Annotated in this window: 13 protein-coding genes; 11 read left to right on the plus strand and 2 right to left on the minus strand. The window is 35.8% G+C overall.

Translation table 11 applies throughout. The annotated features are described in order from the left end of the window. From PHF25_07600 to fliJ, 5 genes are all read left to right on the plus strand, one after another. A partial coding sequence (locus PHF25_07600) for a flagellar M-ring protein FliF C-terminal domain-containing protein (protein MDD4527880.1) occupies positions 1-537 on the plus strand: 537 nt, incomplete at its 5' end. 5 nt (positions 538-542) lie between these two features. Then, on the plus strand, positions 543-1,562 hold the full coding sequence (gene fliG / locus PHF25_07605; GenBank protein ID MDD4527881.1) for a flagellar motor switch protein FliG: 1,020 nt from the start codon (positions 543-545) through the stop codon (positions 1,560-1,562). Next, a complete protein-coding gene (locus tag PHF25_07610) occupies positions 1,559-2,260 on the plus strand; it encodes a FliH/SctL family protein (GenBank protein MDD4527882.1) in 702 nt (233 codons plus the stop codon). Before fliG ends, PHF25_07610 begins: the two co-directional genes overlap by 4 nt. Then, entirely contained in the window at positions 2,253-3,566 is a 1,314-nt protein-coding gene (fliI, locus tag PHF25_07615) for a flagellar protein export ATPase FliI (GenBank protein MDD4527883.1), read from the plus strand. Before PHF25_07610 ends, fliI begins: the two co-directional genes overlap by 8 nt. 1 nt (position 3,567) lies before the next feature. Continuing rightward, positions 3,568-3,996 carry a flagellar export protein FliJ gene (gene fliJ, locus PHF25_07620; GenBank protein MDD4527884.1) on the plus strand — a complete coding sequence of 143 codons (429 nt, stop codon included), beginning with the start codon at positions 3,568-3,570 and terminating at the stop codon, positions 3,994-3,996. Here the strand turns inward: fliJ and PHF25_07625 are convergent. After that, on the minus strand, positions 3,979-4,872 hold the full coding sequence (locus PHF25_07625; protein ID MDD4527885.1) for an ATPase, T2SS/T4P/T4SS family: 894 nt from the start codon (positions 4,870-4,872) through the stop codon (positions 3,979-3,981). The two genes, fliJ and PHF25_07625, sit on opposite strands and share 18 nt — an antisense overlap. Further along, the gene (aroE, locus tag PHF25_07630) at positions 4,841-5,689 is read right to left on the minus strand and encodes a shikimate dehydrogenase (GenBank protein ID MDD4527886.1); all 849 of its coding nucleotides are present in this window, start codon (positions 5,687-5,689) and stop codon (positions 4,841-4,843) included. Before aroE ends, PHF25_07625 begins: the two co-directional genes overlap by 32 nt. 89 nt (positions 5,690-5,778) lie before the next feature. Here aroE and PHF25_07635 point away from each other — a divergent pair, with 89 nt between their 5' ends. From PHF25_07635 to PHF25_07660, 6 genes are all read left to right on the plus strand, one after another. Then, the gene (locus PHF25_07635) at positions 5,779-6,156 is read left to right on the plus strand and encodes a polymer-forming cytoskeletal protein (GenBank protein MDD4527887.1); all 378 of its coding nucleotides are present in this window, start codon (positions 5,779-5,781) and stop codon (positions 6,154-6,156) included. A 1-nt stretch (position 6,157) separates the two neighbouring features. Next, on the plus strand, positions 6,158-6,841 hold the full coding sequence (gene rsmI / locus PHF25_07640) for a 16S rRNA (cytidine(1402)-2'-O)-methyltransferase (protein ID MDD4527888.1): 684 nt from the start codon (positions 6,158-6,160) through the stop codon (positions 6,839-6,841). A 47-nt stretch (positions 6,842-6,888) separates the two neighbouring features. Further along, complete coding sequence (locus PHF25_07645; GenBank protein MDD4527889.1) at positions 6,889-7,428, plus strand: RNA polymerase sigma factor; 540 nt, start codon at positions 6,889-6,891, stop codon at positions 7,426-7,428. Then, on the plus strand, positions 7,412-7,720 hold the full coding sequence (locus tag PHF25_07650) for a hypothetical protein (GenBank protein ID MDD4527890.1): 309 nt from the start codon (positions 7,412-7,414) through the stop codon (positions 7,718-7,720). The genes PHF25_07645 and PHF25_07650 overlap by 17 nt, the downstream gene beginning before the upstream one ends. 66 nt (positions 7,721-7,786) lie before the next feature. Next, positions 7,787-8,299, plus strand: coding sequence for a Spy/CpxP family protein refolding chaperone (locus PHF25_07655; GenBank protein MDD4527891.1), 513 nt, complete (start codon positions 7,787-7,789; stop codon positions 8,297-8,299). Positions 8,300-8,344: 45 nt separating this feature from the next. Then, positions 8,345-8,803, plus strand: a complete 459-nt coding sequence (locus tag PHF25_07660; protein MDD4527892.1) for a periplasmic heavy metal sensor — start codon at positions 8,345-8,347, stop codon at positions 8,801-8,803. Positions 8,804-9,245 lie beyond the last annotated feature (442 nt).

Consider the following 9,245-nt stretch of genomic DNA (forward strand, 5'->3'; position numbering starts at 1 on the left):
TACGAAGTTTCTAAGAAAATAGAAAAATTTGTTAAAGCTCCTGGTTATGTAGAAAAAGTATCAGTTGCCGTTATTCTTGATAGACAGATTTCAGAAGAACAAAACGCTTCGTTAAAGGAAGCAATCTCCTCAGCGGCGGGAATTGATACCCAAAGAGGCGACACAGTTTCTTTAAGCAATTTAGCATTTGATAAAACAAGCATGGAAACAACGAAGAAAGAAATGGCTCAGCAGCGACAAATATCCTTCATTATGAATATATTGAAGAATATTGGCTTAGGTTTGTTGTTAGTATTTACAGTTTTTTATGCTTGGACAAGGTTAAAAAAGCTACAGGCAGTTTCTGGTGCAGGTGGTTCTTGGGGGGTCAATATGACTGATTCTGGAAGAAGCGCAATGCCTGGAGTAGGTGCCGATGAAGAAGTGTATGCTCAAGAAGAAAGACGCTCAAACATGAGAAGGTCTCTAGATGATATGGTAGATGAAAATCCGGAGGTTTTTGCTCGTGTACTTAAAAAATGGTTAAGTGAGGGTTAATCTATATGGCAATTATGGAGATTACAACCGGCAGGAAAAAAGCCGCTACGCTACTTTTATCTTTAAGAAAAGAACAAATAGTTCAAGCACTTAAACAATTGAGCGAGTCGGAAGTTGAAGAACTGACAATGGAAATTGCAAGGATTCAGAATGTTTCCCCTAGTGAGCAAGACAAAGTTATTGAAGATTTTATCAGAGATGCAAAACAATCTGGAGGCAAGGTTCATTTTGGTGGGATTGAATATGCAAAAGATATTTTAGAAAAAGTTTTGGGTAAAGATAAAGCAACAACTTTACTTAAAGATTTTAGACAAGATTTTCAATTAACGCCTTTTGAGTTTTTGGATAAGGCCGATCCGGAAAATGTTATTAGGTTTATTCAAGATGAACAGCCACAAACAATCGCCTTAATTTTGGCATATTTGAACCCCAAGAAAGCAGGACAACTGCTATCTTTATTGCCGGAGGATATTCAGCCAGAAGTTGCTAGAAGAATAGCCGTGATGGATCAAACACCGCCAAATATTGTTAGACAGATAGAAAAAGTATTAACAGCTAAAATTTCTTCAGTTATTACACATCAAGATTTTTCAACTCAGGGCGGAGTGAATTCGTTAGCAGAAGTTATTAATAGTGTAGACAGATCAACAGAAAAGAAAATTTTAGAGTATTTAGAGGAGGTAGATCCTCAGTTGTCAGTTGAAGTAAAAGATTTAATGTTTGTGTTTGAAGATATTATTGATTTTGAAGATAGACAGGTGCAAAGACTACTTCAAGACGTAGAGATGAAAGATCTTCCTCTGGCTCTTAAAGTAGCCAGCGAGGAATTAAAGACATTAATATTTAAGAATTTATCGGACAGAGCAGTTGAGACTCTTAAAGAAGAGATGGAATTTATGGGTCCAGTGCGAGTTAAGGAAGTTGAGGATATGCAAAGAAAGATTGTGAATATTGTTAGAAACCTAGAAGAAGCAGGCGAAATATTCCTTTCTCGTGGCGGTGAAGAAGAAGAAGAATTCGTATGAAGACAGGAAAGATAATCAAAGCAGAAGAGGCAGTTGCTAGAAACTTGAAATCAGTTTCGCCAGTTCTTTCCTCTTATTTTACAGAAGCCATGGTTGTTGAAATGCTTCAAGAAGGTGAAAAGCTGGCCTTGGTTATCAAGAAAAAAGAAGACGAGATGATGGTTAAGGCGAATGAACATGTTGAGCAAAAAAAACAACAATTAAATAATCAAATGGAAGAAATAAAACAAAAGGGATATCAAGAAGGATATGATGCGGGCAAGCAAGAGTTTGCAGATAAAGTAAAAGATTTTACCTTAGAGTTAGAACAAATTAGACTAAAAATCGGGCAAGCAACAGAGGATTATCTCCAAAATGTTGAGAAGCAGATAGTCTCTTTTTCATTAGCAATCGCAGAAAAAATCACGAGAGTTACCTTTCAAAACAAGACAGAAGTTCTAGTGTCTTTTATCAAAAGTCTTTTTGACCAGGTGAGCATCAGAGACAGCATTACAATTAAAGTAAATCCAAAACAATATGATCGAATAAATAAATATAAAAACGAGTTTTCTGAATATTTGGGAGTGGTAGACTTGGGTATCCAGAAAGATTCCAATATTGATGAGTGTGGAGTGGGAATATCTATGAACACTGGTTTTATGGATGCCAGCCTGCAGTCAATTTTTTCTCAGTTAGAGAAAAATTTATTAAATGAGTAGTATTGATTTACAGCCATATATTAATAAGCTAGACGACATTGAGCCTATTGTTACAAAGGGCATGGTTAAGGATATTTCCGGATTAGTTATTGCTGCTACCGGACCAATGGTTCCTATTGGCAACGTTTGTTTGATTCATAATAAAGCTGGGAGTGTGATACGTTCAGAAGTTGTCGGTTTTGGTAATGGTCGAGTTTTATTGATGCCATTAGGTGAAATGGAAGGCATAAGTGCAGGCGATTTGGTAGAGTCCGCGGGAAAGTGTCTGACCATTCCAGTTAGCAATAGTTTACTAGGCAGAACCTTAAGTGGTTTAGGTGAGCCAATAGACGGCAAAGGTGACATCATTGTGCAGAAGAGAGTTCCCGTATATGCTCAACCACCGAACCCATTATTAAGGGATAGAATTACAAAACATTTAGGTGTAGGCGTAAAGGCTATAGATGGTTGCCTAACTTTAGGTAGAGGACAAAGAGTTGGAATATTTGCTGGTTCAGGTGTTGGTAAATCCACCTTACTTGGGATGATTGCTAGAAATACCGAAGCAGATATCAACGTTATTGCCCTGGTAGGAGAAAGAGGCCGGGAAGTACGAGATTTCATAGAAAAATCATTAGGTGAAGAAGGCTTGAAACGATCGGTAGTGGTTGTGGCGACTTCAGACCAGCCAGCCTTAATAAGAATCAAAGCGGTTCTTACTGCAACAGCCATAGCTGAATATTTTCGTGACCAAGGCAAAGATGTTTTGTTAATGATGGACTCTATAACTAGGTTTGCGATGGCCCAGCGGGAAGTTGGTTTGACAATCGGTGAGCCTCCGACAACTAAAGGTTATCCTCCTTCTGTTTTTGCTATGTTGCCCAAATTTTTAGAAAGAGCCGGCACTAGCGATAAGGGTAGCATTACAGGCATTTATACTGTCTTAGTTGATTCGGATGATATGAACGAACCAATTGCAGATGCTTCAAGAAGTATTTTGGATGGGCATATAGTTTTAGAAAGAAAAATAGCAGCTAAGAACATTTGGCCAGCGATTGATGTATTAGGTAGTCTTAGTAGAGTGATGCCAGATGTTGTTACCAAAGACCATATGAAGGCAAATTACAAGCTCAGGGAGTTAATGGCAGCTCATCGTGATGCGGAGGACCTTATCAATATTGGTGCCTATGCGCCAGGAAGTAATCCAAAGATTGATGAAGCGATTAAGAAGATGGGGGGAATACTGTCTTTTGTTACACAGGGAATGGATGAGAATTATGATTATGATAAAGAAGTTAGTATGTTAAAGGCAGCCGTAGGTAGTTGATATGAAAAAATTTGCTTTTAGAATGCAACGAGTTTTGGATATAAAAGAAAAAAAAGAAGAGTTATTGAAACAGGAACTTGGTAAATTAATGCAAAGAAAAGCTGGACACGAGGAAGTAAAAGCTTATTTTCAGTCCCAGATGGAAGAAGAGTTTGGCAAGATCAGAGAAAATAAGTCTTTTAGTAGTGAAGAGCAAATCATGGAAGAAAATTATCTTCAGGGATTAAAAAATGAAATTTATAAGCAAGCGTTGGCTATTAAGGATTTTGAAAACAAGATAGATAAAAAAAGAGTAGAGATAATGGAAAATAGAAAAGAAATTAAAGTTTTAGAGAATTTGAAAGATAAACAAAAAGAGCAATATAATTATGACCTAATGCTTTTTGAGCGTAAGGAAATGGATGAAGTTGCGTCAAGAAAGGTTTTCTGACGGGATAAACAGTTCGAAACTAGCAGTTCTTGCAGAATTTTCTTTAATAAGTCTTTGATTGTATACAGCAAGTAATGCCTCTTTAATAAGTATTTCTCTAATTTCAAAATCTATAAACCTGGCGATTGCTGATTTTGCTGTATTGGTGTGCAGGGTTGCGAAAACTAGGTGTCCAGTCATTGCAGCACGTATCGCAATTTGTGCGGTTTCTTGGTCACGTATTTCTCCTATTAGAATTACATCTGGGTCATGTCGCAGGACAGATCTTAGAACATGAGAAAAGTTCATACCCACAGGTTCATTGACTTGAATTTGCGTAAAGGCAGGGACAATGTACTCAATTGGGTCTTCAATAGAGACGACGTGCAAGGTATCGTTCTCGGTATAAAGATGTTTGAGTAGCGAATACAACGTCGTAGTTTTGCCGCTACCTGTTGGTCCAGTGGTAAGTATCATTCCCTCTTTTTTGCTAAGCAATAATTTTGTTTTTTCTATCAACTCTTCGTTCATGCCAAGCTTGTCGATGGTTGGAACGTCTGCCGATTTGGATAATATTCTGATAACAATATTTTCCCCAAAATGGGAAGGGATAACGGATATCCTTAGGTCGCGTTGATTATCATCTATGGTGAAGCTAAGTCTTCCGTCTTGTGTTTTTAAGGCATTAGAAGAGCTAAGATTAGACAGAACCTTGAGGCGGTTGACGACAGAAGGGTATTCCTCTATTGAAATTACTATGTCGGTAAGGAGCTTTCCGTTAACTCTGGTTTTTACAGTTACACTGTTATCTGACGGATGAAAGTGTATGTCAGTCGCTTTGCTTAAGATAGCTTTTTTTAGAAGTTCATTTACTAGGTATACCGGATTTGATTGCACGTAAGAATACCTCCTTGGAGATATTATAACGTAAATTTCTAGAAAACCAAAACTTTTCTGCAAGTATTCCTTGTCCGGCTAACATTCCTAGACCGTTTAACGTTTTTAATCCTAGGTTTTCTGCAATAGTCAGCAGCTGTGTTTTGGGTGGAGAATAGATGATGTCTACAATTAAGCAGTCTTTTTTTGCTAAGGATAGTTGCTCTTTATTAAGAATGCTTTGGTTAAGAGTATTTTCCATGCCTATTGGTGTAGCATTGATTATTATGTTAGCTAAAGGGATAATTGTTTTAAAATCTTCAACAGAGTAGCTTGTGGCTATTTTTGTACTGTTATATTGATTTTTTAAACTATTGGTTCTTTCTTCACTAATATCGTAAACAAATAATTTATTACAATTATCATTCAAAGCAGAATAAGTGATAGCTTTTGCTGCACCTCCGGCACCTAACAATAAAATATTCTTATTAGATAGTTCGAAGTCAGCGTCTTCTTTTAACATTAAGCTAAATCCAGGCGCATCTGTATTGGTTCCAAGGTATTTGCCGTTTACTAATTTAACCGTATTCACGGCACCTATTTGTTTTGCTGTTTCCGTTAGTTCATCACATAAACTAAGCACATCTTCTTTATAGGGGATGGTTACATTAAAACCTGCAAATTTCTTTGCTTCAAATAGTTCGGTTAGTTGGTCTTTTTTTAAGGGTAGCGAAATGTATGTTGCATCAATTTTGTATTCTGAAAAAAAATAATTGTGCAAAGCAGGTGATAGTGAATAGCCTAAAGGGTATCCAATAACAGCGTATTGAGTAGTCATGATTTTATTATAGTGAAGACCAGCTGGATAGACAACATAATCCTTCTTTTGCTTTGCTACCTTTGGGAAAAAAGTGTATAATTTGCTTCATGAAAGTAATTAAACCAGATTATCATGTAGATGACACAATTCAAACAATCGTTGGTTTTGATTCAGCCTTAACAGGTGTTATCAATGCGGAATATTCTATTAGATTAGAAGGAGACTTTGAAGGTGAAATAAGGTCTCAGGGAAGTGTTTTTATTGGACAAAAGAGTAAAATACGTGGAAGTATTAGTGCTTTAAGAGTAATCGTTCAGGGTGAGATTACTGGTGATGTGGATGTAGTGGAAAGTATAGAAATAATGAGAACTGGCAAATTGATTGGTGATATTTTTGGCAAGAAACTTATCATTGATGAAGGTGCAGTTTTTAAAGGTAACGTTAACATGGATGTTATCTCTCCAAGTAATATAAAAGAAGCATAGCTTGACCTCCAAACTTTACATATGCGGAAATCACCTTGGTAACATTGAGGATATTCCTTTGCGTACTGTTAATGCTTTAAAAGTAGCAGACGTTGTGTTTTGCGAAGACACCAGAACAATCGGGATGTTGCTTTCGGCGTTAGGAATCAAAGAGAAGACATTAGTTTCTTATTATGACCATAACGAACGGAGTAGAACCGAAGCACTCAGACAAAGGCTTGAGCGGGAGGAACTTTCGATTGCTTTAATTAGCGAAGCTGGGATGCCAATGATCTCAGATCCGGGATATCATGTTATTAATCTTTTTCATGAATTATCACTGCCGATAGAAATAGTTCCCGGACCAACAGCTTGTATTTCTGCTTTGGCTCTCTCTGGATTTTCTTTGGATGGATTTCGTTTTCTAGGGTTTTGGCCAAGGAAAAAGGGACAACAGGTAGCGTTAGTGCATGCTCTTCTTCAAGAAAAAGTTCCTTTTGTTTTTTATGAATCTCCTAAAAGGATAACCAAAACATTAGATACCATAATGTCTGCGTCTGAAGATGTTGAGGTTTTTGTTGTGAAAGAGCTTACTAAAAGATACGAACATTACTGGAAGGGTTCAGTTGGTGATGTTTTTCGTGAGCTATCCAAAAAAGAACAAAAAGGCGAGTTTACTGTTGTTTTATCAAGCAAAGGTAGATAAGTGGAACTTATTATCCTAATTATTTGTAAGTATACTTAGACATTGCAATGAAATTAACTGAACAAATTTTGTCTGATTTTCTTGTTGGCGATATGCAGGCTTTGCAAAAAATATACGAATCCACAAAAGGGTTTGTCTACAACACTATTTATAAAATGGTGCTTAAGCAACAGGAGGCAGAAGACCTTACTCAAGATGTTTATGTGAAGGTTTATGAAAAAAGACAGATGTTCAATAGAGAATATAGTATTAATACTTGGATAAATAGAATTGCTGTAAATCATGTGATTAACCATCTTAAGAGGCAAAATAATTTTGTAAAGAAGATACAAGAGATAAGTTTTTTTTATAATCAAAAGCCAGAGGAGAAGGAAGAGCAAGAAGATTTAGTCGTTAGACTATTAGAGCAAGTGGAATATAAATATCGTCTGCCAATAGTTTTAAAGGACATACAGGAATTAAGTTATGAGGAAGTAGCACAGACAATGAATTTGCCAATTGGCACGGTTAGGTCTCGACTAAATAGAGGAAGAAAGAAATTAAGAGAATTATATGAAAAGGAGGTACAGAATGAAAAAAAGTTATGATGAGTTAATTAAGAATTTGCAGAAACAAGAAGCAGTACCTTCTGCTTTGTTTAACAATATTATTTTTACAATTCAAAACAAACAAGCTAAAAGACAAAAAACACCTTCTTCAGGTTGGGTTATGGTTTTAAGTCCAATACTGACAAGTGTTATGGTTTTTGTGTTTTTTATCGGAGTTAGCACTTTAGATGCAAAGAAGTCTAGTGAGTATAGGGATCGGCTGTTGCAGATGAGCGACACCACTTATTATGATAAGTATTTTTTAACAATCAATGATGAGTTTTTATTTTAAATTTTATTGAAAATGGAACTAATTTTAACAAAGAGTTGTATAATTCTATAAATAAGGGAGGTCAAGATGAAAAAAGTAAGTAAAAGTTTAATGGTTTTAAGTGTTGTTGGCATGCTTTTTGCCGCACAATACGGAGAAGCAAATCGCGGTTGTGTAGATTCTGCAGACTGTACGCAAGAGAGTAATCGAACAGAGGTTAGACATAAGAATATGTTTAAAGAAATCAATTTAACTACAGAGCAAGAAGTAAAGATTAAAGAAATTTTTAAGAAATATAAGTCATGTCCAGAGGGCGAAGCTCCACAAGTAAGAGATGCCAGAGTGGAATTGATGAAAGAGCTTGATTCAGCTCAGCCATCTGAACAAAAAATTAAGGAACTAAAAAAAGAAATTGTTAATTTTCAAGCAAAGAGACTTGATGAGATGATTAGCATGAAGCAAGAAATGAACGGTGTTTTAACTGAGGAGCAGATTGCAAAGTTAAAAGAATTAAAAGAAAACAATAAAGAAGACAAAGAGAACCATAAAAAGACAAGCAAAGACAAAAAAAAATGGAATTTCTTTAAAGCTAAGGATTAGTAAGAGTATTAATAGTGTAAGCTTTCTTTTAAAAAGGAGAATAAAATGAGAATAGTTATTAACAGTTTAATGGTTTTAGGATTAGCTGGAATGCTTTTTGCGGCTACAGCCGGAAACATAGATGGTAGCGCGAAGCAAGGCAAGGATGATGCGCGTCAGCAAAGGATCTTGGCAAATGGCGATCTTTCAGAAGCACAGCATAAACAAATTAAAGAAATACACGATAAGTCTAGGCAAGAGAATAAGGAACTCTCTGATAAGTTAAACGACCTCAGAGATGCAATGAAAACAGAGATGGAAGCGAATCCACGTTCAGAAACTAAGATAAATAAACTTAGAGATGACATGAAGGAATTACAAGCAAAGAGAGCAACGTCTAGAGAAAAACTTAAAGCAGAAACAGATAGCGTATATACACCAGAACAGCTGACTAAAAGAAATGAGAGAAGAGCAGAGCAAGAAGAAAAATTTAAGAAAGCTAAAGAAGCAAGAAAAACAAAATAACTTTTTTTGATTTAAGAACAAGCTTTAAAGAGAAAGTCCCTCTGTTAATTATAAACAGAGGGACTTTCTTGTTTTTGTTGAAGTTAAAAACAATACCCCAAAAAAAAGCATTCGGGTTAACAACTCATTTGGTGCTGCGGACGGCTAAAACACCTAACTCATTACCAGATAGCATAAGGATTACGCAAGATCCCTATATGGATATCTATATTTAGTATTTAATATCTAATATCCATATTTGATAATACTAGTTACTATCCATTTATATTACATACTATCAGCGTTTCCCAGCTTTCCAACTTCTCAGCAACCACGATTGGTAGTGTACAATTTTGTTTGCAATTTGAGATTTAAGGATGGTCATCGTAAACTCTAATTTACGCAAATAAAAATGGAGGTAAAAAAAGATGACCAAAACTAATAATACAGAATATTTTAAGAA

The sequence above is a fragment of the Candidatus Margulisiibacteriota bacterium genome (genome assembly GCA_028706105.1).
Taxonomy (GTDB): domain Bacteria; phylum Margulisbacteria; class Riflemargulisbacteria; order GWF2-35-9; family DYQY01; genus DYQY01.

Bases quoted from the DNA above. Each gene is read 5' to 3' on its own strand.
- fliG (MDD4527881.1), top strand. From the start codon at position 543: ATGGCAATTATGGAGATTACAACCGGCAGGAAAAAAGCCGCTACGCTA.
- PHF25_07610 (MDD4527882.1), top strand. From the start codon at position 1,559: ATGAAGACAGGAAAGATAATCAAAGCAGAAGAGGCAGTTGCTAGAAAC.
- fliI (MDD4527883.1), top strand. From the start codon at position 2,253: ATGAGTAGTATTGATTTACAGCCATATATTAATAAGCTAGACGACATT.
- fliJ (MDD4527884.1), top strand. From the start codon at position 3,568: ATGAAAAAATTTGCTTTTAGAATGCAACGAGTTTTGGATATAAAAGAA.
- aroE (MDD4527886.1), bottom strand. From the start codon at position 5,689: ATGACTACTCAATACGCTGTTATTGGATACCCTTTAGGCTATTCACTA.
- PHF25_07635 (MDD4527887.1), top strand. From the start codon at position 5,779: ATGAAAGTAATTAAACCAGATTATCATGTAGATGACACAATTCAAACA.
- PHF25_07645 (MDD4527889.1), top strand. From the start codon at position 6,889: ATGAAATTAACTGAACAAATTTTGTCTGATTTTCTTGTTGGCGATATG.
- PHF25_07650 (MDD4527890.1), top strand. From the start codon at position 7,412: ATGAAAAAAAGTTATGATGAGTTAATTAAGAATTTGCAGAAACAAGAA.
- PHF25_07655 (MDD4527891.1), top strand. From the start codon at position 7,787: ATGAAAAAAGTAAGTAAAAGTTTAATGGTTTTAAGTGTTGTTGGCATG.
- PHF25_07660 (MDD4527892.1), top strand. From the start codon at position 8,345: ATGAGAATAGTTATTAACAGTTTAATGGTTTTAGGATTAGCTGGAATG.